Origin of the sequence: Aestuariirhabdus sp. LZHN29, assembly GCF_049985285.1 — a bacterium.
Classification (GTDB): domain Bacteria; phylum Pseudomonadota; class Gammaproteobacteria; order Pseudomonadales; family Aestuariirhabdaceae; genus Aestuariirhabdus.
The window spans coordinates 51,387-74,302 of sequence record NZ_JBNIEU010000003.1; the positions used below are offsets into that span (position 1 = coordinate 51,387).

Sequence of the window (22,916 nt, forward strand, 5' to 3'; positions counted from 1 at the left end):
GATAATGCTGATTACAACGGACACTAACAGAGTGATTATCGGTTTAGGGAAAACCGGAATCTCCTGTGCCCGTTATTTCTCAGCAATGGGGCTGGATTTCTCTATCGCAGATAGCCGTGAAAACCCGCCTTCTCTTGAAGAGTTCTCTACCCAGTATCCAGAGGTTCGGGTAAGTGTAGGACCCTTTTCCGATAACGAGTTTGACGCCGCATCGCAACTTATTGTGAGTCCCGGAGTGTCGCTAAAAGAGCCTGCTATTGCTCGCGCTCTGGAACTTGGTATTGAGGTTGTTGGTGATATCGAGCTGTTCTGCAGGGCAATTAATAAACCGGTAGTGGCTATTACCGGGTCCAATGCTAAAAGTACGGTGACGACACTGGTCGGTGAGATGCTACAAGCGTGCGGGTTGAAGGTCGCCGTTGGTGGCAATATCGGTACGCCGGTGTTGGACTTAGTGAATGCGGATGTCGATATTTTTGTGTTGGAGTTATCGAGTTTTCAGCTGGAAACAGTAAAGAGTATCGGTGCTGAGGTTGCTACGGTCCTGAATGTTAGCGAAGACCACATGGACCGCTATGAGGGCATTGCCGACTATCATCGCGCCAAGCACCGTATTTTCCACGGCTGCAGATCGGTGGTAGTTAATAGAGATGACGCCTTAAGTAGCCCTCTTGTTGGAGAGTCAGTAAGAGTTTGTAGTTTTGGCCTGGGGGTTCCGGATCTTGATCAATTTGGTCTGGTGCGTGAGAACGCTCAAGAGTGGCTAGCCCAGGGCTCCACACCTCTAATTCCTGTCTCAGGGCTGAGGGTTCAGGGACGCCACAATCAAGCCAATGCGCTTGCCGCCCTTGCAATCATTCACAGTTTGCGTCTTGAGCTAAAACCCGCTCTTGCAGTATTGCTCGAATTTAAAGGGTTACCCCATCGCTGCCAGTGGGTGGCCGAAGTAAACGGTGTGGTGTTTATTAACGACAGTAAGGCTACCAATGTCGGTGCGGCTGTTGCGGCTATCGATGGTATCGGCCAACAGTTAAAGGGCAAGGTGGTTTTGATTGCTGGTGGTGATGGCAAGGATGCGGATTTTTCCGGTTTGCGCCCAATTGTCGATAAATATGTCAAATCATCACTTTTAATAGGCCGAGACGCGGCACGAATAGAGTCATCCCTTTATGGGCTGGCTTCGGCACGCTGTGGAGACTTGCGTGAAGCTGTGGTTAAGGCTTGCACCATAGCCGAACCTGGAGATGTAGTATTGTTGGCACCCGCCTGTGCCAGCTTCGATATGTTTACAGGTTTTGAGGACCGAGGCGATCAGTTCGTGCGCTGGGTGCAGGAGGTAGCGCATGTCTAATATGGCGGCGACGACCCTTATTCAACCCGCAGAACGTACTTTTTCGTTCGACCATCTACTGCTGCTGGTTAGCTTGTTGTTGATCCTGCTGGGTACCGTAATGATTACGTCCGCCTCTATGGAGGTGGCTTACGGACGTTTGGGTAATCCGTTTTATTACGCCTCACGCCAGTTTCTCTATGCCGCTATCGGACTCATTGTCATGTGTTGCACCCTGATGGTTCCTGTCGGAGTGTGGGAACGCATGGGAATGCTTCATCTAATTGTTTCGTTCGGATTGCTGTCGCTGGTGTTGATCGTTGGGCGGGAAATTAACGGCAGTGTGCGTTGGATTAATCTTGGTATCGTGAATCTACAAGCATCAGAGGTAGCCAAGCTGGCATTGGTGCTGTATCTGGCCGGATACCTCGTTCGTCGGCGTGAAGAGGTGCGTAGCCAGTGGCGTGGTTTTTTGAAGCCCATGGTGGTGTTGGCGCTTGCTGTATTGCTTCTTTTACTGGAGCCTGATTTCGGTGCCGTTGTGGTTTTGTTGAGCGCTGCAATGGGTATGATGTTTCTCGCAGGGGTTCGCTTGCATCAGTTTCTGATGCTGATTCTCGGTTGCGGCGCTGCAATAGCAGCGCTTGCAGTATCCCAAAGCTATCGTCTCAAGCGCTTGACTACCTATATTGATCCCTGGGAACACCAGTTTGATAGCGGATATCAGCTTACACAATCACTGATCGCCTTCGGCCGAGGTGAGTGGGTGGGAACGGGGCTGGGTAACAGTATCCAGAAAATTTTTTACTTACCCGAGGCCCATACCGATTTTGTATTTGCGGTGGCAGCGGAAGAGATGGGAGTGATAGGGGCCGCTTTGATTACCCTGTTGCTTGTGACCCTGTGTGTGCGTGCGCTGATAATTGGATACAGAGCTGAGCAGCAGAATCTCTTTTTTGGTGGCTATGCAGCCTATGGAGTTGGTTTGCTTTTTGGTATGCAGACACTGATTAACATTGGAGTTAATACGGGACTTCTCCCGACCAAGGGGCTGACGTTACCGATGCTAAGTTACGGTGGTAGTAGCCTACTGGTTAACTGTGTTGCCATTGGTTTGTTGTTTCGAATCGACTATGAACGCCGTCTGTTACAAAACAAGGGAGGGCCGGATCATGCTTGAGCGCGCTCCTCGTATTCTGATCGTGGCCGGAGGTACGGGCGGCCATATCTTTCCCGCCCTCGCGGTCGCCGCTGAATTGAAACAGCGTGGAGTGGATGTGCGCTGGGTGGGAACGCCTAATAGCATGGAGGCTCGGCTGGTTCCCCAGCATGGGCTCGAGATTGAAACAATCGATATGGAGGGGGTTCGGGGTAAGGGTATGCTGCAGCTCGTCAAGGCACCTTTTATGGTGACTCGAGCGTTGTGGCAGGCACTACGATTATTGCGTCGCTTTCGTCCGGACTGCGTGCTGGGAATGGGGGGGTATGTTACTGCACCCACTGGGCTAGCGGCACGCATACTGGGCATTCCACTATTGATTCATGAGCAGAATGCCGTCGCCGGCATGAGCAATAAGTTCCTGGCGCGCATCTCCTGCCGGATACTGGAAGCGTTTGAAGGGACATTCCCCGACCGCAAGAATCGTCTTTGTACTGGCAACCCTGTGCGCGAGGATATCTCCTCGCTTCAACACTTGCCGCCGGAAGAGGCGCTGCGTGTATTGGTCGTTGGCGGTAGCCTTGGAGCTCTAACCATCAATCAGGTCGTGCCACAGGCGTTAAAGGCAGCGAACCTTGGAAAGTTGGTTCGAGTTTGGCACCAAACGGGTGAGCGCCACCAGGAGTTGACGCAGTCCCTCTATCTTGAAAATGGTGTCGGCGCTCGGGTTGAGCCTTTTATCGAAGATATGGCGGCTGCCTACGCGTGGGCTGACCTGGTTATCTGTCGTGCTGGCGCCCTAACCGTCGCCGAACTCGCCTGTGCCGAGCTGCCCTCCATACTGGTGCCATTTCCATTTGCAGTTGACGACCACCAAACCGCTAATGCGCGTCACCTTTCCGACCGGGGAGCGGCGGTATTGTTACCCCAAAACGAAATGACCAAAGAGAGAGTCGCCGGATTGCTAACAGAATTTTCAACCCACAGGGAGCAGCTAAAAAGAATGGCTGCTGCAGCACGCACGGCTGCGCGGGCTGACGCCACCCGGATTGTTACCCATCAATGCCTGGAGGTTGCGCATGCCTAATTCACTCAATAAACCGGTACCGGTATTTGCTGTTCCCGAGATGCGTCGAATTCGCCAGATTCATTTCGTCGGCATCGGTGGCGTAGGAATGTGTGGCATTGCCGAAGTGCTATTAAATCAGGGATATGCGATTTCCGGTTCTGACATACGCCAATCAGTAGTTACCGAGCGGCTTGCCGCACTGGGCATGACTATTTTGATTGGTCATGATGAGGAGAATGTTAAAGGCGCCGATGTTGTCGTCACCTCAAGTGCCGTCGCCAACGAAAATCCTGAAGTAATGGCCGCCGAAGCTGCACGCATTCCGGTGGTACCCCGGGCGGCTATGTTGGCCGAGTTGATGCGCTATCGCCACAGCATTGCCGTAGCCGGAACCCATGGGAAAACCACCACCACCAGTCTTATCGCGTCGGTGCTAGCCCAGGGTGGTCTTGATCCGACTTTTGTTATTGGTGGCCGCCTCAATTCAGCAGGAACAAATGCCCAACTTGGCGGTAGTCGCTACCTGGTGGCAGAAGCAGATGAGAGTGATGCATCCTTCCTCCACTTACAGCCTATGGTGGCGATCGTTACAAACATCGAAGCCGATCATATGTCGACCTATGATGGCGACTTTGGAAAGCTTAAACATACCTTTATCGAATTCCTTCATAACCTGCCTTTTTACGGTTTGGCAGTGGTCTGTATCGACGATCCGGTGGTGCGGGAAATCATCTCTGAAGTGAAACGGCCTGTAATCACCTACGGTATCGATCAGGATGCAGACATTCGAGCGAGTGAGATCACGCAGCAGGGACTAACGACTCGCTTCAAAGTATCGCGCCGGGGAGTGGACGAAACGTTCGAGGCCAGCCTGCAGATGCCCGGTCATCACAATGTTCTCAATGCCTTGGCGACTATCGCAGTTGCTTTGGATGAGGGGATGACGGTGGAAGATATCTGCACCGGCTTGGCCAATTTTTCCGGTGTCGGCAGGCGCTTTCAGGTGCTGGGTCATTTCGATAGTCAGCGCGGCGAGGTCATGCTGGTCGATGATTACGGACATCACCCTAGTGAGGTGGCTGCAACGATTCGCGCAATTCGCAGCGGTTGGCCGGGTAAGCGCCTGGTGATGGTTTATCAGCCCCACCGCTTTACCCGAACCCGTGATCTATACGATGACTTTGTCGAAGTATTATCGGAGGTCGACGTTCTGCTTCTAATGGATATCTATCCTGCGGGTGAAGAGGTTATTGCTGGCGCCGATGGACGCGCCCTGTGCCGCAGTATTCGCCAGCGGGGCAAGGTTGATCCAATTTTTGTCCAGCGCGGCGCATCGGTAGAAGAGGTACTTAAGAATGTTGTGGAGGGTGGAGATCTCTTATTAACCCAGGGCGCGGGTGATATCGGTGGCTTGGCGGTTGAGTTATCGGCAAGCAAATTGGCCTGGTTGGATGAGGAGTAGGTCGGGGGCTATGAGCAAACTGAATACCATTCAATTCGTCGAACCCGCCCGCCTCGGAAAGGTGGCGGTGCTTTACGGTGGGCAATCGGCGGAGCGTGAAGTCTCCCTCAATAGTGGCAGGGCGGTTTTTAATGCCCTGCAGCAAGAGGGAGTCGATGCAGAGTTGATCGATTGTGGCGCGGATGTCTTGCAGCAGCTGGGCAATCGGTTTGACCGTGTTTTTATCGCCCTCCACGGGCGTGGTGGTGAAGATGGGACCTTGCAGGGGGTGCTCGATTGGGCAGGTATCCCTTACACCGGAAGCGGAGTTATGGCGTCGGCATTGGCGATGGACAAGCATCGCAGCAAATTGATCTGGAACGCTCTCGGTTTGCCAACCCCTCCCTCTCAGCTGGTCAGTAAGTCGACCGCTGATGATGTGTTGCAAATTTCGTTGCCCTGTATTTTGAAACCTGTTCATGAGGGTTCCAGTATTGGCATGACAAAAGTAGATGATGTCGCCAATTTTCAGGCCGCGGTGACGGAAGCAGCACGGTACGATAACGAGCTGCTTGCGGAGGAGTGGATTACTGGCAAGGAGTTTACCGTTGCGGTGCTTGATGGGCAGGCTCTGCCCGCCATCAAGTTGGAAACAGACAATACTTTTTATGACTATGAAGCGAAGTACCTCTCCAACGATACTCGTTACCTCTGTCCTTGTGGATTGAGTGAAAACAAACTTGAAGAGCTGAATGAGTTAGCGGTAGAGGCATTTGCTGCTCTGGGCTGCTCTGGTTGGGGACGAGTAGATGTAATGCAAAATGAGGCAGAAGATTTCTATTTGCTTGAGGTGAATACGGCTCCGGGAATGACAGACCATAGTCTGGTGCCAATGGCCGCCAGGGAAGCGGGAATGAGTTTGGGAAAACTGGTTGTGGCCATACTGGCTACAACATTATAGGGCAGCATTTACAATGCTAGAGATTAGAAACAACAAAGCGAAGAAGCGAGGGCCAGTAGGTGCCACAACTCGCGGTGCCAGTCGCAGCCGGGGGATTGAAAAGCCTCGCTGGGGCCAGCGCACGGCTAGAGCCGCTAGGGTTTTGCTTGTTGTTTCTTTATTAGCTGTTGGGGTTGGGGGAACTGGCTGGCTGGTGGGGCCTATGGTTGCTGAGGTAGTTAATCAGCCAATCGAAAGAGTGTCGGTTAAAGGGCGTTTGCTGCATATGCCAAACCAGCAGGTTCAGCTTGCCATGCAGCCTTATTTAAGTGAGCGGTTTTTTACTGTTGATCTTGAGCGTGTACAAGAAAATCTATTGGCACTGCCGTGGGCTCGGGATGTGAGTGTTCGGCGCCAGTGGCCGGGAATCATTGAAGTCACCGTTACTGAGCAGGTGCCCGTTGCGCGTTGGCAAAAAGATGCCCTGTTGAATAATCGCGGTGATAGTTTTGTTGTAGAAAAAGCGAATAATTTTCTTTCATTGCCTCACCTTTTCGGACCTGACGGAAGCGAGATAGAGGTGATGGAGCAGTACCAGACTCTAAGTAATTTGTTGCGCCCCAAGGGTCTCAATGTTCGAGAATTAACCTTAACTGATCGCGGCAGTTGGCAGTTAGAGACAAACGATTTTTCTATCATGATCGGCCGCAACCACGTAGTCGATAAAATCCAAAGATTTGTTGCGGTATATGACGCCGCATTGAAGGATAATAAGCGCGCGATTGAGAAAATCGATGTGCGCTATCTCAACGGTGTTGCCGTCGCGTGGAGCGACCAGGGCGAAAGTGACCTGTTGTTATCAGAAACTGTGGGAAGAGTGAAATTATGAAGGCTAACGGCAGCGGAAAAATGGTCGTAGGGTTAGATATTGGAACCTCTAAAGTCGTCGCTATTGTCGGTGAAATGAACGCTGACGGTCGCGTTGAGGTAGTGGGGATCGGATCACACCCTTCGCGGGGAATGAAAAAAGGTGTCGTTGTAAACATAGAGTCTACTGTGCAATCGATTCAGCGTGCGGTGGAAGAAGCTGAGTTGATGGCCGGTTGCCAGATTCATTCTGTTTACGCGGGAATCGCAGGCAGTCATATTCGCAGCCTAAACTCCCATGGCATCGTGGCGATTCGGGATCGTGAGGTAACTCAGGCGGATATAGATCGTGTTATTGATGCGGCAAAGGCTGTTGCGATACCCGCCGACCAAAAAATTCTTCATGTGCTTCCGCAAGAGTATGTAGTGGATGATCAGGAGGGGGTGAAGGAGCCTCTGGGAATGTCAGGGGTGCGACTCGAGGCCAAGGTGCATCTTGTGACCTGTGCAGTCAACGCGGCTCAAAATATAGAAAAGTGTGTTCGGCGCTGTGGTCTGGATGTAGAGGATGTAATTCTTGAACAGCTGGCTTCAAGCCATGCCGTGCTTACCGATGATGAAAAAGAACTTGGGGTCTGTATGGTCGATCTCGGTGGCGGTACCACCGATATTGCGATATTTACCGAAGGTTCGATCCGCCATACGGCGGTTATTCCTATAGCGGGAGACCAGGTTACCAATGATATTGCGATGGCGCTGCGCACACCCACCAAGCACGCAGAAGAGCTGAAAATTCGCTACGCGTGCGCGCTCACCCAACTTGCGGGTGCGGAGGAAACCATACAGGTGCCTGGGGTCGGTGAACGTCCGCCCCGTAATTTATCCCGTCAGGCTCTGGCGGAGGTTGTTGAACCTCGATATGACGAGTTGTTTACCCTGGTGCAGGCGGAATTACGGCGCAGTGGCTTCGAGGATCTGATTCCTGCTGGCGTCGTCTTAACCGGCGGAACGGCCAAGATGGAAGGTGTCGTGGAGCTGGCGGAGGAGATTTTTCATAAGCAGGTGCGCCTGGCTGTTCCTCAAGAGGTAATGGGGTTATCGGATGTGGTTCGCAACCCAATCTATTCAACCGGTGTGGGGCTGTTACTGAATGGTTTTCAGCGCCAGGCCGAAATCAGTTTTTCTGCTCCTCAACGAGAAGCAGGGGAAAGTCTTGTAAGCCGCATTAAGCAGTGGTTTCAAGGCAATTTTTAAGTGACCGTGAATAAGAATTAAATTCGAAAGGGAGAAGGAGAGGATCATGTTTGAACTCGTGGATAACGTACCTCAGAACGCAGTTATTAAAGTAATTGGTGTCGGTGGTGGTGGCGGTAACGCTGTTGGTCACATGCTGGCGAAGAATGTGGATGGCGTCGATTTTGTTTGCGCGAATACCGACGCGCAGGCGCTCAAGGATCTGTCCGGGAAAACCGTCTTGCAGCTTGGTACATGCGTTACCAAGGGGCTAGGGGCGGGTGCCAATCCGGATATTGGTCGCGAAGCCGCACTTGAGGACCGGGACCGTATAGCGGAAGTGCTTAACGGCGCAGATATGGTCTTTATTACCGCAGGCATGGGAGGCGGAACCGGGACCGGCGCGGCCCCCGTTGTCGCTCAGGTTGCCAAGGAGATGGGAATCTTGACGGTCGCCGTTGTTACTCGCCCGTTCCCCTTCGAAGGGCGCAAGCGGATGAGTATTGCCGACGTCGGTATTAAGGAGCTGGCAGAAAATGTTGACTCGCTGATTACCATCCCTAATGAAAAGCTGTTGCCTGTTTTGGGTAAAGACGCGACGTTGCTTTCTGCTTTTGGGGCCGCCAATGATGTATTGCTCGGCGCTGTGCAGGGGATCGCAGATTTAATAATCCGTCCCGGTATGATTAACGTCGATTTCGCTGACGTAAGAACGGTCATGTCCGAAATGGGGATGGCCATGATGGGCACCGGCATTGCATCGGGAGACAATCGGGCGGTTGAAGCGGCCGAAGCTGCTATTCGTAGTCCGTTGCTGGAAGATGTCGATCTTCAGGGTGCCCGCGGAATTCTGGTCAACATCACCGCAGGTCTCGATCTGGGGTTGGCTGAGTTCACCGATGTGGGTAACACCATTGAGGCGTTCGCATCAGAGAACGCTACCGTCATCATGGGAACAGTCATCGATCCAGAATTGAAAGATGAGCTGAAAGTGACCGTGGTGGCTACCGGTTTGGGCGCGGCGATTGAGCGTCCGGTAAAGGTGGTGGATAACACTCGTAAAGACGGCTCAGTTGACTACCAGAGGCTGGATCGGCCGACGGTAATGCGCAACCAGGCTGTCGTTAGCGGTGCCAATGCGGTGAAAGCGGAGAATATACAATCCGAGAACATGGATTATCTTGATATTCCGGCGTTCCTTCGTAGACAGGCTGATTAATGGCCTGTCATTAGGGAGTTGGTGAATCCATGCGACTTTGGTACAATGCTCGGCTGTTGAATTTGCATTGTGCAAAAACTGATCAAATTGCGGCGTAACTACATGATTAGACAAAGAACGTTAAAGAATATTATTCGAGCTACCGGAGTTGGTTTGCACTCAGGTGAGAAGGTGTACCTGACGCTCAAGCCGGCCCCGACAGGAACGGGTATTGTTTTTTGTCGTACCGATCTGGATCCAGTGGTTGAGATTCCTGCCAGGGCAGAGAATGTGGGTGAGACACTCCTGTGTACCACGCTCATGAATGCAGATGGTGTGCGAGTCGATACTGTGGAGCATCTGCTGTCGGCGATGGCGGGATTGGGTATCGATAATGCTTATATTGAAGTCAGTGCCCATGAAGTCCCGATCATGGATGGTAGTGCAGGTCCCTTCGTGTTTTTGCTGCAGTCAGCGGGTATCGAAGAGCAGGATGCGCCTAAGGAATTTATTCGTATCAAGCGTGAAGTGACGGTTGAAGAAGACGACAAGCGAGCCACTTTTATCCCTTTCGATGGCTTCAAAGTCTCTTTCGGTATCGATTTCGACCACCCGGTCTTCAAGGGGCGTACCCAGGAAGCCAGTGTGGATTTTTCAAGTACTTCTTTCGTGAAAGAGGTGAGTCGAGCCCGTACCTTTGGTTTCATGCGTGATATCGAGTATCTGCGTTCTAAAAACCTGGCGCTCGGTGGCAGTGTTGATAATGCCATTGTGGTTGATGAGTTCCGCATCCTTAACGAGGACGGTCTGCGTTATGAAGATGAGTTCGTCAAGCACAAGATGCTGGATGCCATCGGGGACCTCTACCTCTTGGGTAAAAGCCTGATTGGCGAGTTTAAGGGTTATAAGTCCGGTCACTCCCTGAACAACAAGCTGATCTGTGAGTTGTTGGCGAACGAGGATGCGTGGGAAATTGTAACCTTCGAAGACGCTGACGTGGCACCAATCTCCTATATGAAGCCCGCAGCAGCCGTTTGATATAGTCAGAATATATGCATTCGGGGGCCTTAGGGCCCCCGTTTTGTTTGCTAGCCGGGTCGCTACCCTGGTAAGCAGGGCTGGATATAAAGCACCCCTTAATGCTAAGGTTATTCGCTTATAAGCCCCGTTTAGGGGTTTTTGCGGCGTTTGTGACTCGTTTCACGAGCTGTTGAGTGTGGCCTGAGCGGCTTAGGTGTCGAGGGGAGAGTTATGGTATATATATGCCCATGTAACTGCTCCCGGCTCGGTGGGGTAGATTTTTGAGGTAGCGAAGCAGTTTATGAACGTCATAATTGTTAGAAACAACCGCAGTCAGTCCCGTTCGTTGAAACTCAGCGGCCGTGGCATTGTTGTCGGTCTGTTTTCAGTGCTACTGCTTACCGCAACGATCACAGGCTACGGTACGTTCCGCTACCTGACAGCCGATGCCGACGCCCTCTTCACTCGCGATACCATGGCGACCTGGCGCTCTCAGCTTGAGGCGCAGCGAGCAGAGCTTGGCGTTATTCGTGAGGACTCTATGGGGCAGGTCGATGCCTTGTCGTTACGTGTAGCACAGCTTCAAAGCAGGCTGTTGCGGTTGGATGCGCTGGGCGAGCGAATGACAACCATGGCCAAATTGGATAAGGGCGAGTTCGATTTTAGTGCTCCCCCCGCTCTGGGCGGTCCCGAATCCTCCGAACTCGGGGAAGCGTACCAGCAGCCCCGGTTTGTTGATGTCATCGATGAGTTAAACGCGCGCATCGAATCTCGTGAGGCGCAGCTTGAGGTGCTCGAGACCCTAATGGGCAATCGTCGCCTGCAGGATGACGTTTTTATTGCCGGGCGTCCGGTCAAAAAAGGGTGGATGTCATCTCGATTCGGGCGCAGAACCGACCCGATTAATGGTCGCTTGGCATGGCACCAGGGCGTCGATTTTGCTGGTAAAGCCGGCTCGGATGTTATCGCCGTTGCTTCCGGGGTTATTACCTGGGCGGGCAAGCGTTCCGGCTATGGCCTGTTGGTTGAAGTAAACCACGGTAACGGTAATCTCACGCGCTACGGCCATAATAGTGAAAGCCTGGTAAAAGTGGGGGATCTGGTCAAAAAAGGCCAGCCCATAGCATTGATGGGAAGTAGTGGTCGTTCCACAGGGCCCCATGTCCACTTTGAAGTATTCCGTAATGGCAAAGCTGTTGACCCTGCAAAGTATATCTATCGCGCTAGCCGCTGATTCCCGTTTGGCATCTGATGCCGCTCCATTGTGCACCGCTGTAGCCAAATAATCCCCCTCGCCCCGACTCAATGGTTTATCGCCGGGGCCCTTTAGCGGTAGAATGCCCTCTGCTTTTGGCTTGCTTATCCTGCCAGCCGATTATTGACACCTAATTAAAAAGACCACAGCACCTATGTTTTCGCCAATACTCAAAAAAGTTTTTGGAAGTCGTAATGATCGTCAGTTGAAGCGTATGAGCAAGATCGTTAAAACGATCAACGGCTTTGAGCAAAACCTGGAACAACTGAGCGATGAGGAGTTAACGGCGAAAACAGCCGAGTTCAAGCAGCGCCTCAGCCAAGGCGATTCACTCGATAAGATACTGCCGGAAGCCTTTGCGGTGGTACGTGAGGCGAGCAAGCGTGTTATGGGTATGCGCCACTTCGATGTGCAGATGATCGGGGGGATCACGTTGCATGAAGGGCGTATTGCCGAGATGCGCACAGGTGAAGGAAAGACGCTGGTCGCAACGCTGCCGGTTTATCTCAATGCCCTTAGTGGTGAAGGTGTGCACGTCGTCACCGTTAACGATTATCTGGCGCGCCGGGATGCTAACTGGATGCGTCCACTCTACGAATTCCTCGGCCTGACCGTCGGGGTGGTTGTTCCGGGTCAGGATCAATTTGAGAAACGAGCGTCCTACCAGGCCGATATCAGCTACGGAACCAACAATGAGTTTGGGTTCGACTACCTGCGCGATAATATGGCGTTTAGCCCCGAAGACCGCTCCCAGCGGGGGCTTAACTTTGCAGTGGTCGATGAGGTTGACTCGATTCTGATCGACGAGGCGCGAACGCCACTGATTATTTCCGGCGCCGCCGAAGACAGCTCCGAGCTGTACAAACAGATTAATAAGCTGGTTCCCAAGCTTCAGCGACAAGAGGAGCTTGAGGGCGATTACACGGTCGATGAAAAGACCCGGCAGGTAGAGCTAACCGAGCTGGGTCACCAGCACGTGGAAGATATGCTTTCTGATGCGGGGCTGCTGGCCGAGGGTGAGAGCCTCTATTCATCCAGCAACCTGTCGCTGTTGCACCACGTTAACGCTGCGCTGAAAGCACATGTGGTATTCCACAAGGATGTTGAGTACATCGTTCAGCAAAACCAGATCCTTCTGGTTGATGAGCATACGGGTCGTACCATGCCGGGACGTCGTTTGTCTGAAGGTCTACACCAGGCACTTGAGGCGAAAGAGGGGTTGGCGATCCAGGCCGAGAGCCAAACCATGGCTTCAACCACCTTCCAGAACTATTTCCGTCTTTATAATACTCTGTCGGGCATGACGGGTACTGCGGATACGGAGGCGTTTGAATTCCGCCAGATCTACGGTTTGGACGTCGTGGTTATTCCCACCAACAAGCCGATGCTTCGTAACGACTACAATGACCTCGTCTATCTGTCGATTGAGGAGAAGTACCAAGCCGTTATCGAAGATATCCAGCAGACCGCCAAAGAGGGTCGCCCAATTCTGGTGGGTACCGCGTCGATTGAATCCTCTGAGTTAATATCCGGCGCACTCACCAAAGCCAAGATTGACCACAAGGTACTGAACGCCAAGTTCCATGAGCAGGAGGCGGAGATTATCGCCCAGGCGGGTAAGCCTGGAGCCGTGACCATCGCTACTAACATGGCAGGTCGTGGTACTGACATCATGCTCGGTGGTAATTGGGAGGCAGAGATTGCCAAGCTGGATAATCCTGGTGAGCAGCAGGTCGCAGCGATCAAGGCCGAATGGCAGCAGTCTCATAAAGATGTGCTCGATGCCGGTGGCTTGCACATTATTGGTACCGAACGCCATGAGTCACGTCGTATCGATAACCAGTTGCGTGGGCGATCCGGTCGTCAGGGGGATCCTGGATCCAGTCGTTTTTACCTCTCCCTCGAAGATAATCTGATGCGTATCTTCGCCTCTGACCGCGTTAAGAATTTTATGAAAGCGCTGGGTATGGAAAAGGGAGAAGCGATCGAACACCGTATGGTGAGTAACGCGATCGAGAAGGCCCAGCGTAAAGTTGAGGGGCGTAACTTCGATATTCGAAAGCAACTGCTCGAATATGATGATGTTGCCAACGACCAGCGTAGAGTTATCTATGATCAGCGTAACGAGCTGATGACGGCCGATGACGTATCCGAGACAGTGAGCGTTATCCGAGAAGAGGTAGTGAACGAGTTGGTTAGCCAGCACATTCCTCCCCAGTCGCTGGAGGAAGTGTGGGATATCAGTGGGCTCGAAGAGCAGCTTGCCGCCGAGTTTAATGAGCGTATGCCGCTGCAGCAGTGGCTGGATGAAGACGATCACCTGCACGAAGAGACCTTGCGCCAGAAGATTCTTGATCAGGTTTTAGCCAGTTATCAGCAAAAGGAAGAGCTGGCCGGCTCCGAGTCTCTGCGGATGTTTGAAAAGCAGATGTTGCTGCGAGTCCTGGACGATAAATGGAAAGAGCACCTTGCGACGATGGATCATTTGCGCCAGGGCATCCACCTTCGAGGCTACGCGCAAAAGAACCCCAAGCAGGAATACAAGCGCGAGTCGTTTGAGCTATTCCAGCAATTACTGGAAGATATCAAGCACGAAACCATCCGCATCCTGTGCCATGTGCAGGTACGTCAGGACGATAATACAGAGGAGGTTGAGCGCCAGCGTCGGGAAGAGGCGGCACGTCGCCTGCAATTTCAGCACGAACAAGCCAATTCGATGGCCAAGCCGGAAGAAGCGGCGGAAGAGGGGGCGACGCCCTACACTCGGGAGGGTCGTAAGGTGGGCCGCAATGAGCCCTGTCCCTGTGGCTCAGGGAAAAAGTTCAAGCAGTGCCACGGCAAAATCGCCTGAGGCGCGGTGATAAGAGAGGGGCGGCATTGGCCGCCCTTTTTGTCTGTTCATTTTGAGGAGAGAGTAATGGCTGTAGGGTTGCCTGAACTACCGTATTTGCACCCCATTGATGGGGTTGAGGTGGGAACATGCTGTGCCGGTATCAAATACCCTGGGCGCAAAGACCTCGTGATTTTTCGGCTCTGTGAGAATAGCTCGGTCGCTGGTGTTTTTACCCGTAATGCTTTCTGCGCAGCGCCTGTACAAATCGCTCGAAGCAACCTGAAAAATGAACCGCGCTACCTACTGATCAATACTGGAAATGCTAATGCGGGAACCGGGCCCTCCGGCTATGCTGACGCGGTCGACTGTTGTGCTGCCCTGGCTCGGGAGGAGGGGGTCGATGCGGCCACTGTATTGCCGTTTTCTACCGGTGTGATTGGCGAACCGCTACCGGTTAAACGAATCGTGCAAGGTTTACCAGCAGCGCTCTCTGTGTTGGACTCATCCGGCTGGGCCGATGCGGCGGAAGGTATAATGACCACCGATACTCTACCTAAAGGGGCGAGTCTCGAATTTGAGGTAGCGGGGACCCGGTTCCATATCACCGGAATCTCCAAGGGCGCGGGCATGATCAAGCCGGATATGGCGACCATGTTGGCGTTTGTTGCAACGGACGTCGCCGTTTCCCCCGGCGTTTTGCAGCACCTGTTGTCGGTTGCGTGCAACGGATCGTTCAACCGCATCACGATCGATGGTGATACATCGACCAACGATAGCTGCATCCTCGCGGCGACAGGGAGCGCCGGCAACCCCGTGCTCGATTGCTGTGAGGGTGAGCTCTACCAAGCCCTGCTACACAAGCTGACCCTTATTTGCCAGCAGCTCGCGCAGGCGATTGTGCGCGACGGCGAGGGGGCTACCAAATTTGTCACGGTGCGTGTGGAAGACGCCGCCACTACCCAGGAAGCGCTGGACGTTGCCTACACCGTTGCCCACTCTCCTCTGGTAAAGACCGCGCTCTTTGCCAGTGATCCTAATTGGGGGCGGGTATTGGCGGCGGTGGGCCGCGCAGGTCTCGATGGCCTTGACGTAGGGCGCATTCAGGTCTGGTTGGACGAGGTTGCGATCGTAACCGATGGGGGGCGCTCCGAGGGCTATTTGGAGGCTGAGGGGCAGCGGGTGATGGATCAGGAGGAGATTTTAATTCGGGTCAGTTTGGGGAGGGGGGATGCCTGTGAGCAGATCTGGACCACCGACCTTTCCCACGAGTACGTCCGTATCAACGCTGAATATCGCAGCTGAGGTGAATTGATGAGATGCGTTCATGTCGTGGTGGGGGTGCTGCGCAATGAGCGAGGAGAGCTGCTGGTTGCCCGCCGTGCGCCGGACGCCCATCTGGGTGGGCACTGGGAGTTTCCTGGCGGGAAGGTGGAGGCGGGAGAGACGCCGCTGCAAGGGCTTGCCCGTGAGCTAAGGGAGGAGCTGGGGGTTGAGCTTGTCCGTTCGCGGCCCATCATTCGCTTGCATCACCGCTACCCCGATCGTCATATTTTGCTCGATGCCTTCAGCGTGGACGAGTTTGCCGGAGAGCCCCAGGGCCGTGAAGGGCAACCTCTGCGCTGGATATTTCCGACGCAGTTGCCCCATTATGATTTCCCTGCCGCCAATCGGGCGCTCACCACGGCACTCTCCCTGCCGGCACAATATCTTGTCAGTGGCCACTTTTCGACTCCTGACGAGCTGCGCGAGCGCCTTTGCCGAGCCCTCGACAGGGGCGTTCGCCTGGTTCAGTTGCGGGTTCCAGGGCTCTCTGCTGAGCGCTATGAGCGCCTTATCGAACCGGTGCTATCGGCTTGCGAGCAAGCCGGAGCCCGCCTGATGTTAAAGGGGGAACCCTGTCTGCTGGATCGTTATCCGGCTTGCGGGTTGCATCTGACCTCGGCGCAGCTTACGGATCCTTCAGTGATCAGCTGGGCCCAGCAGCGTAAGCGCATACAGTGGCTTGCTGCCTCCTGTCACAACGCCCTTGAACTGGAGCAAGCCGCCGCGCTGGGGGCTGATTTTGCGACACTGTCACCGCTTGCACCAACCCGCTCTCACCCCGGGCAAGCCTCCTTGGGATGGGAGCGAGCACAAGCCTTGGTGGATAATGCAGTCATGCCGGTTTATCTACTCGGAGGTATGCGCAGCGGGGATATCGAGCGAGCGGTCGCCGCGGGAGCCCAGGGAGTAGCCGCGATCGAGGATTTGTGGGGATAGACGTTAGTCTCGTGGTTGCCCAAAGGGAATCTGGTAGCATGTTGAACGTGCGGGCGTTGCCCCGAACAGAGACACCATAAAAAAACAAAACGAGCGGACCCCAATGCCAACAGCGATCGTATCCCATGTGGAATGCCGCCAGCACAGCATGCATGACCACCACCCAGAAGATCCTCGTCGCACCGATGCGATCTCTGACCAGCTGATCTCCAGCGGTCTTGATCTCTACCTGATGTATGAAGATGCCCCGGTAGTGGAGCGCGAGCAGTTGCTGCGGGTTCATGATGAAGCCTATCTGGATAGTCTGGATGAGATGGCGCCAGATGAGGGGCAGGAGCTGGTAGAGGTCGACGACGATACGGCGATGAATCCCTACACGTTGCAAGCCGCCCGCCGTGCCGCGGGTGCTGCCGTCCATGGTGTGGATCTGGTGGTTAATGGCCGCATGGATGCCGTGTTCTGTAATGTGCGCCCCCCCGGGCATCACGCTGAGCGTGATAAAGCGATGGGGTTCTCCTTCTACAACAACGTGGCTGTCGGAGCGGCTCATGGGATCCAGGCCCATGGCTTGCAGCGAGTCGCCATCATCGATTTTGACGTGCACCATGGCAACGGCACCGAAGATATTTTTCGCGATGACCCCAGAGTTTTATTCTGTTCCCTGTTTCAGCACCCGTTTTTCCCTCACACCGATCCGCAAAGTGACCGCGATCATATCCTTAAGCTTCCGTTGGAAAGCGGTACGGGAGGGGCTGAGCTGCGCCTGGCGGTGGATTGTGCCTGGTTGCCGGCTATCGAGCGCTTTCAACCACAGTTGATCATGGTATCGGCCGGGTTTGATGCCCACCGTGAAGATGAGATGGGGCACCTGCGCTTTGTGGAGCGAGATTATCAATGGCTCACCGAGCAGTTGACGGGCATCGTGGATCGGGTCGAGGGCTGCCACGGCATTGTATCGGTGCTTGAGGGGGGATATTCACCTTCGGCTCTGGGGCGCAGCGCTGTAGCGCATATTCGAGCGCTTGCTCGGGTATAAGGCGACAGGTCGCAGGAGTCTGGAGGGGCCGAAGCCCCACCTTTTAGCCTCAGGCGGGTGGTTTTAAGGGCATGCGCATTTCGACCATGCCATCTTCCAGCATAAACTTCACTTTAAAACCGAGTTTTCGTGATAGCTCGATCATGCCTCGGTTCTCGGGCATGGTGTAGCCCATGATCTCGTCTATCTGCTGTTGTTTGCAGTAACTGATCACCTTCTCCATCAGCATACGTCCCAATCCCTGGCCCTGGGTATTGGGCCTCAGGATGACAGCAAACTCCGCCTCGGTGCCGTCGGGGTCGACGTGGACACGTACAACGCCAAGCGTGGTATCGAGCTGGTTCTCCTGACGGGTGGCTATAAACGCCATCTCACGGTCGTAGTCGATCTGGGTCAGGTGCGCCATATCTTCATGGGTCATCTCACCGACCTCGCCAAAGAATCGCTTGTAGCGGTCCTCTCGTGTCAGGCTAAGATCGAACGCCTTGTGGCTGGGCTCATCTTCGGGACGGATTGGTCGCAGTAAAACCGTGCTACCGTCGCGCAACTGACGGGTCTCTTCCAGCGCTTTGGGATAGGGGCGTATCGCCATACGCTGGGCAGGATTTTCAGGTGTAGGTTGCAGGGTGATAGTCGCATCGAGCACCACGATATCGCTGCCGCTTACCAACGCCGGGTTCAGGTCGAGTTCAACTATTTCCGGGCAGTCGGTGATCAGGTGAGACACCTGTGTGAGCAGAATTCCGAGTGCGGTGCGATCAAGTCCTTCGGGGAAGCGGCGGTCCTTGATCTTGTTGTCTGCCAGCGCCTGGATGACCAGATAGCGAGCCAGTGCCATATTCAGCGGCGGCAGGGCGACGGCGGCATCCCGGGTGACGTTCCAGTCAGAGCCTCCCTCTCCCAACAGAATAACAGGCCCAAACACCGGGTCCGTCTGAACTGCGATGCGAATCTCCTGGGCACCGGCTCGTTGCGCCATCGGTTGCAGCACCAGGCCATCGACCTGCGCGTCGGGGTAAGCGCTTGCTACCCGTATTAGCATCGCCTCGGCGGCGGTTAACACCTCGGAAGTGGAGTTGAGGTTGAGAACCACGCCGCCCACCTCGGACTTGTAACGGATATCTTCGCACAGCAACTTAATAGCGACAGGGAACTTTAACTGTTTGGCAAGGCTGGCTGCCTGCTGGGGATCCTCAGCGATCAGGGTCGGGATACTCTGTATGCCGTAGGCAGACAGTACCGGCCCTGCCTCGTGGGTTTCCAGTTGCATGTTGTTTTGTTTCAGGGCTTCCGCGATGACGTTGTGGGCCGTGGCGGTATCGCTCAGCACGTTTTCCGGGACCGATTCGGGGGTCTCCAGCAGCAATTTTTGGTTGCGCCGGTATTCCACCATGTGCATAAATGCGCCGACGGCGCCTGCAGGGGTGCGGAACGTAGGGATGTCGGCTTTGGCAAATAGTTTGCGGGCTTCCTGAACCGTCTCCTCTCCGGTCCAGTTGGTGAAAATATTCGGGCATCGACGAGGCTTGCAAGTGCTGAGTGTTTCGATAACCGCGGTGGCGAACTCTGTAGCCGGTGCGGCGGCAGCGGGTGCGTGCATCAGCAGTATCGCATCGGCTTCGTTGGCATCGAGTAGCAGCTTAAGGACATCACTGTAGCGCTTCGGGGGAGCATCTCCGAGGAGGTCGATGGGATTGCCTGGAACCCATCCTGGCGGCATGATCTGTTGCAGCTTATCGTGCAGTTCGTCGCTTAACTCGGCTAGCCTGCCCTGGCGCTCGATCAGGGTGTCGATGGCCATCACGGCGGGCCCGCCGCCGTTGGTAATGATGGCAAGTTTCTCCCCCTTGAGGGGTTTATCGTGAGCCAGCGTTTCTACCGCGGCAAATAGCTCATGCAGGTCTTTGACTCGCAACATCCCCGAGCGGCGTATCGCCGCATCGTATACAGCGTCGGATCCTGAAATGCCCCCGGTGTGCAGGTGAGTAGCGATTGCCCCTTCGAGTGTGCGCCCGGCTTTGAAGACCAGTACGGGCTTGTTACGCGATGCGGCCCTGGCTGCCGACATGAAACTGCGACGGTGTTGAATGGAGTCGATACAGAGCAGTATTGCTCGTGTGTGGGTGTCACGGCAGAGGTAGTCGATCAGCTCTCCGAAGTCGACATCACTGGCATCGCCAAGGGAGATAAAATTGGAAAATCCTATGCCCTTGGGCTTGGCCCAGTCCAGAATCGTGGTACAGATCGCGGCAGATTGGGAGATCAGTGCAATTTTCCCCGGCAGCGCTGGGGTATGGGAAAAGCTGGCGTTGAGGCCAATAGAGGGGATGATCATGCCGAGGCTATTGGGCCCGAGTATGCGCACTTTGTGGCGCTGGGCGGCTTCCAGCATCGCATCCTTGATGGTTTGTCCATCATCGTTCATGCGGTTCGACAGGCCCGCTGCGAGGACGATGGCGCTGCGGGTCCCCTTAACGCCTAGCTGCTCAATAATCTCTGGAACCCTGCGGGCGCTGGTACACAGTATCGCCAAGTCGGGGGTCGCGGGCAGTGCATCAATGGAGGGGTAGGCCAGCACGCCTCCGACCGCTTCATATTTGGGCGATACCGGCATAATCGGTCCGGAAAAGCCGCCCTGCAAAAGATTGCGCATGATGACGTAGCCGGCGCGCTTGGGGTTGTTGGATGCGCCGATGACGGTCACTGACTTGGGGCGCAGCAGCTGGGCGATATTCTTTTGGCTCATGGGGCGGTGCCTGTGTTATCCATCGTTGGCAGTACAATAATCCGTTAGGGATACAAAACCTTAAGTTAGCGCAATAAAAGCAACGATTCCTCCTCTTTCGTGCACAGGGTCTTTATTAATAACGGTGGCATCACAGAATGTGCTCCGGGTAGAGCCCGGATGAAACCGTCAGTGGCACGTGTCGCTATATGTCGCTGCGAAAAAGCGTACTCGTCATCGATCTGTAGGTCCTGTACATAAGCCGCTCTACGCCGTCCATGGCACCGCGGCATATGACTGACAGGGATGTCAGGAAGTTCGATTATGCAGGAGCGATCATCGACCCGTACGTCCTGTACATAAGCCGCTCCCTGCCGTCCATGGCACCGCGGCATACCGTACGTCCTGTACATAAAAAAGGCGACTCCGGGGAGTCGCCTTGGTACTGCATAAGCCTGAGATCAGTAGCCTTTAAGCTTGTCGATATACTCCGGCAGGAACAGCGAAATCTCCGGAATATAGGTGATCAGGATCAGGAACATTAGCAGTAGGCTTAGCCAGGGCAGGCAAGCCTTGATAACCCAACCCATGCTGCGACCGGTGATTCCGGCCGTCACAAACAGATTGAGTCCGACCGGCGGTGTAAGCATCCCGATCTCCATATTCACCACCATGATAATGCCCAGGTGGATGGGGTCGATACCCAGCTGCATGGCGATCGGAAACAGGATCGGCGCCATGATCAGCAAAATGGCAGAGGGCTCCATAAAGTTACCCGCCATCAGTAGCAGCAAGTTAACAACGATCAGGAAGCCCCAGGCAGGCAGGCCCCAGTGCACGATGGTCTCTGCAATGGCATGGGGAATACGCTCGGTAGTGAGTACGTGTGCAAACAGCATCGCGTTGGCGATGATGAACAGCAGCATCAAGCTGACCTTGGCGGCGTCCATGACGACGCGGTTGACCTCTTTATCAAACACCGAACGGGGTAGGGCGATTGTCACTGCGACCGCGTTGCGAACAAACGAGGAGACAGCGTTTTCGCCGTCGTTTCTCCATGCAGTGTTTTTAAGTGGTCCCATATCGCGGTATCCCAGCACCGAAACCAGAAAGGCATAAAGTGCCGCAACCGCAGCCGCCTCGGTAGGGCTGGCGATACCACCATAGATGGAGCCCAGTACGATAACGATCAGCATCAGGCCTCCCATAGCGATGGCACCCGACTTGAACAGTTTTCTGAAGCCTGGGAAGGGTTGGGAGGGGAGTCCTTTGATACGCGCCACGATGTAGATCGCGATCATCAGGATTCCACCCATCATCAGGCCGGGAATCAGGCCTGCCATAAACATCCGCGCCGCCGAGACCTCGGTAGCAGCCGCGTACACCAGCATCACGATGGATGGTGGGATCAGGATCCCAAGGGTGCCTGCGTTGGCAATAACGCCCGCTGCGAATGACTCGGGATAACCCGCACGCACCATACCCGCGATAACGATGGTACCGATTGCTGCTACGGTTGCGGGCGAGGAGCCCGATACGGCCGCGAACAACATACAGGCCATAACCGATGCCATGGCGAGGCCGCCACGAATATGTCCGACCGAATCAATGGCAAAATCGATCAGGCGCTTGGCGACGCCACCGGTTGATAAAAAAGCGGAAGAGAGAATAAAAAACGGTATCGCCAGCAGAGTGTAATGCTCGGAGGTGGCTTCGAACAATTTTAAAGAAATTGACGCCAGCGAATCGTTAGAAAACATCAGGATTGTTGCCACGCTGGAAAGGCCCAGCGCGATAGCAATCGGCATGCCCAGCAGCATAAATGCAAAGAGCATGATAAATAGGGCGGCTGTGGTCATGGGCTACTTCTCCCCCGGCGCAGTCGAATTATGTGGGTGTGCGTTCGTGTCGTTCGCTTCAGCAGCAAGCTCTTCGGCCAGATGCATGCTCTCTTTAGCTTCATCGGCGAGCTTGAAACCTTCTGCCTGGCCGGTGATGAGATTCCATAACAGGAGCACGAAACGTATGGATAGTAGGACAAAGCCGATGAACAGTATGCTGGTAGGAATCCACTTGGGAATAGGCACATCTTCCAGCTCAATACCGATCATATGGAGCTTGGATAGATAGACCCAACCCCCGTAAAGAAAGAGGCCGCAGTAGAACAGGCACAATAGTACCGCTACGATGGCAGCCAGGCGGCGCGGTTTTTCTGGAAGCAGTTTCACGAAAGCATCAACGCCTATGTGCGCGCCCACTTTAATACCGTAGGAAACTCCAAACAGTACAAACCAGGCAGACATCAGCAGGGTAATCTCCTGCGCCCAGTGTATCCCGGTGTTAAAGCCAAAGCGTAAAACCACTTCGACAAACACGAGCAGGGTCATTCCAACCAGAAGAAAGCGAAGGAAACCCTCTTCCAGGCTGTTAATGATATCCCTCATAATGGCCTCTCTTAATGTTCTTTAATTTGATCCACAGTGGACCTGGAATTACGTCGTACCCTTTATCGTAGACTGGATGGGTACAACACGACGAAATATCCAAATAT

General features: G+C 54.2%; 17 protein-coding genes. 14 read left to right on the top strand and 3 right to left on the bottom strand.

The genetic code is table 11. The annotated features are described in order from the left end of the window. Positions 1–4 precede the first annotated feature (4 nt). The 14 genes from murD to ACP3PW_RS12740 all read left to right on the top strand — a co-directional run bounded on the left by murD (position 5) and on the right by ACP3PW_RS12740 (position 17,640). Positions 5–1,351, top strand: a complete 1,347-nt coding sequence (gene murD / locus ACP3PW_RS12675; RefSeq protein WP_426417091.1) for a UDP-N-acetylmuramoyl-L-alanine--D-glutamate ligase — start codon at positions 5–7, stop codon at positions 1,349–1,351. Beyond that, positions 1,344–2,510, top strand: coding sequence for a putative lipid II flippase FtsW (ftsW, locus tag ACP3PW_RS12680; RefSeq protein ID WP_426417092.1), 1,167 nt, complete (start codon positions 1,344–1,346; stop codon positions 2,508–2,510). Before murD ends, ftsW begins: the two co-directional genes overlap by 8 nt. Then, positions 2,503–3,576, top strand: coding sequence for an undecaprenyldiphospho-muramoylpentapeptide beta-N-acetylglucosaminyltransferase (murG, locus tag ACP3PW_RS12685; RefSeq protein ID WP_426417093.1), 1,074 nt, complete (start codon positions 2,503–2,505; stop codon positions 3,574–3,576). Before ftsW ends, murG begins: the two co-directional genes overlap by 8 nt. Next, positions 3,569–5,020: a UDP-N-acetylmuramate--L-alanine ligase gene (gene murC, locus ACP3PW_RS12690; protein WP_426417094.1), complete on the top strand. Its 1,452-nt coding sequence runs from the start codon at positions 3,569–3,571 to the stop codon at positions 5,018–5,020. Before murG ends, murC begins: the two co-directional genes overlap by 8 nt. 10 nt (positions 5,021–5,030) lie before the next feature. After that, on the top strand, positions 5,031–5,960 hold the full coding sequence (locus ACP3PW_RS12695) for a D-alanine--D-alanine ligase (protein WP_426417095.1): 930 nt from the start codon (positions 5,031–5,033) through the stop codon (positions 5,958–5,960). A 13-nt stretch (positions 5,961–5,973) separates the two neighbouring features. Then, positions 5,974–6,828, top strand: coding sequence for a cell division protein FtsQ/DivIB (locus ACP3PW_RS12700; RefSeq protein WP_426417096.1), 855 nt, complete (start codon positions 5,974–5,976; stop codon positions 6,826–6,828). Further along, positions 6,825–8,060: a cell division protein FtsA gene (gene ftsA / locus ACP3PW_RS12705; RefSeq protein ID WP_426417097.1), complete on the top strand. Its 1,236-nt coding sequence runs from the start codon at positions 6,825–6,827 to the stop codon at positions 8,058–8,060. The genes ACP3PW_RS12700 and ftsA overlap by 4 nt, the downstream gene beginning before the upstream one ends. Positions 8,061–8,106: 46 nt before the next feature. After that, positions 8,107–9,258 carry a cell division protein FtsZ gene (gene ftsZ / locus ACP3PW_RS12710; protein ID WP_426417098.1) on the top strand — a complete coding sequence of 384 codons (1,152 nt, stop codon included), beginning with the start codon at positions 8,107–8,109 and terminating at the stop codon, positions 9,256–9,258. 102 nt (positions 9,259–9,360) lie between these two features. Then, complete coding sequence (lpxC, locus tag ACP3PW_RS12715) at positions 9,361–10,275, top strand: UDP-3-O-acyl-N-acetylglucosamine deacetylase (protein ID WP_426417099.1); 915 nt, start codon at positions 9,361–9,363, stop codon at positions 10,273–10,275. Positions 10,276–10,558: 283 nt separating this feature from the next. Continuing rightward, positions 10,559–11,491: a M23 family metallopeptidase gene (locus ACP3PW_RS12720; RefSeq protein ID WP_426417100.1), complete on the top strand. Its 933-nt coding sequence runs from the start codon at positions 10,559–10,561 to the stop codon at positions 11,489–11,491. Between the two features lie 175 nt (positions 11,492–11,666). Further along, positions 11,667–14,363, top strand: coding sequence for a preprotein translocase subunit SecA (gene secA, locus ACP3PW_RS12725; protein WP_426417101.1), 2,697 nt, complete (start codon positions 11,667–11,669; stop codon positions 14,361–14,363). Between the two features lie 66 nt (positions 14,364–14,429). Continuing rightward, positions 14,430–15,647 (top strand): bifunctional glutamate N-acetyltransferase/amino-acid acetyltransferase ArgJ, encoded by a 1,218-nt coding sequence (gene argJ / locus ACP3PW_RS12730; RefSeq protein ID WP_426417102.1) that lies wholly within the window; start codon positions 14,430–14,432, stop codon positions 15,645–15,647. A 9-nt stretch (positions 15,648–15,656) separates the two neighbouring features. Beyond that, positions 15,657–16,604 (top strand): Nudix family hydrolase, encoded by a 948-nt coding sequence (locus ACP3PW_RS12735; RefSeq protein ID WP_426417103.1) that lies wholly within the window; start codon positions 15,657–15,659, stop codon positions 16,602–16,604. A gap of 103 nt (positions 16,605–16,707) precedes the next feature. Next, positions 16,708–17,640: a histone deacetylase family protein gene (locus ACP3PW_RS12740; protein WP_426417104.1), complete on the top strand. Its 933-nt coding sequence runs from the start codon at positions 16,708–16,710 to the stop codon at positions 17,638–17,640. A gap of 49 nt (positions 17,641–17,689) precedes the next feature. Here the strand turns inward: ACP3PW_RS12740 and ACP3PW_RS12745 are convergent, their stop codons facing one another. From ACP3PW_RS12745 to ACP3PW_RS12755, 3 genes are all read right to left on the bottom strand, one after another. Beyond that, on the bottom strand, positions 17,690–20,386 hold the full coding sequence (locus ACP3PW_RS12745; RefSeq protein ID WP_426417105.1) for a bifunctional acetate--CoA ligase family protein/GNAT family N-acetyltransferase: 2,697 nt from the start codon (positions 20,384–20,386) through the stop codon (positions 17,690–17,692). 440 nt (positions 20,387–20,826) lie between these two features. Beyond that, positions 20,827–22,224 carry a TRAP transporter large permease gene (locus ACP3PW_RS12750; RefSeq protein WP_426417106.1) on the bottom strand — a complete coding sequence of 466 codons (1,398 nt, stop codon included), beginning with the start codon at positions 22,222–22,224 and terminating at the stop codon, positions 20,827–20,829. Positions 22,225–22,227: 3 nt separating this feature from the next. Beyond that, complete coding sequence (locus tag ACP3PW_RS12755; RefSeq protein WP_426417107.1) at positions 22,228–22,809, bottom strand: TRAP transporter small permease; 582 nt, start codon at positions 22,807–22,809, stop codon at positions 22,228–22,230. Between the last annotated feature and the right edge of the window lie 107 nt (positions 22,810–22,916).

Excerpts from the sequence above, each read along its gene's own strand:
- murD (WP_426417091.1), top strand. The coding sequence starts at position 5 with ATGCTGATTACAACGGACACTAACAGAGTGATTATCGGTTTAGGGAAA.
- ftsW (WP_426417092.1), top strand. The coding sequence starts at position 1,344 with ATGTCTAATATGGCGGCGACGACCCTTATTCAACCCGCAGAACGTACT.
- murG (WP_426417093.1), top strand. The coding sequence starts at position 2,503 with ATGCTTGAGCGCGCTCCTCGTATTCTGATCGTGGCCGGAGGTACGGGC.
- murC (WP_426417094.1), top strand. The coding sequence starts at position 3,569 with ATGCCTAATTCACTCAATAAACCGGTACCGGTATTTGCTGTTCCCGAG.
- ACP3PW_RS12695 (WP_426417095.1), top strand. The coding sequence starts at position 5,031 with ATGAGCAAACTGAATACCATTCAATTCGTCGAACCCGCCCGCCTCGGA.
- ACP3PW_RS12700 (WP_426417096.1), top strand. The coding sequence starts at position 5,974 with ATGCTAGAGATTAGAAACAACAAAGCGAAGAAGCGAGGGCCAGTAGGT.
- ftsA (WP_426417097.1), top strand. The coding sequence starts at position 6,825 with ATGAAGGCTAACGGCAGCGGAAAAATGGTCGTAGGGTTAGATATTGGA.
- ftsZ (WP_426417098.1), top strand. The coding sequence starts at position 8,107 with ATGTTTGAACTCGTGGATAACGTACCTCAGAACGCAGTTATTAAAGTA.
- lpxC (WP_426417099.1), top strand. The coding sequence starts at position 9,361 with ATGATTAGACAAAGAACGTTAAAGAATATTATTCGAGCTACCGGAGTT.
- ACP3PW_RS12720 (WP_426417100.1), top strand. The coding sequence starts at position 10,559 with ATGAACGTCATAATTGTTAGAAACAACCGCAGTCAGTCCCGTTCGTTG.
- secA (WP_426417101.1), top strand. The coding sequence starts at position 11,667 with ATGTTTTCGCCAATACTCAAAAAAGTTTTTGGAAGTCGTAATGATCGT.
- argJ (WP_426417102.1), top strand. The coding sequence starts at position 14,430 with ATGGCTGTAGGGTTGCCTGAACTACCGTATTTGCACCCCATTGATGGG.
- ACP3PW_RS12735 (WP_426417103.1), top strand. The coding sequence starts at position 15,657 with ATGAGATGCGTTCATGTCGTGGTGGGGGTGCTGCGCAATGAGCGAGGA.
- ACP3PW_RS12740 (WP_426417104.1), top strand. The coding sequence starts at position 16,708 with ATGCCAACAGCGATCGTATCCCATGTGGAATGCCGCCAGCACAGCATG.
- ACP3PW_RS12745 (WP_426417105.1), bottom strand. The coding sequence starts at position 20,386 with ATGAGCCAAAAGAATATCGCCCAGCTGCTGCGCCCCAAGTCAGTGACC.
- ACP3PW_RS12750 (WP_426417106.1), bottom strand. The coding sequence starts at position 22,224 with ATGACCACAGCCGCCCTATTTATCATGCTCTTTGCATTTATGCTGCTG.
- ACP3PW_RS12755 (WP_426417107.1), bottom strand. The coding sequence starts at position 22,809 with ATGAGGGATATCATTAACAGCCTGGAAGAGGGTTTCCTTCGCTTTCTT.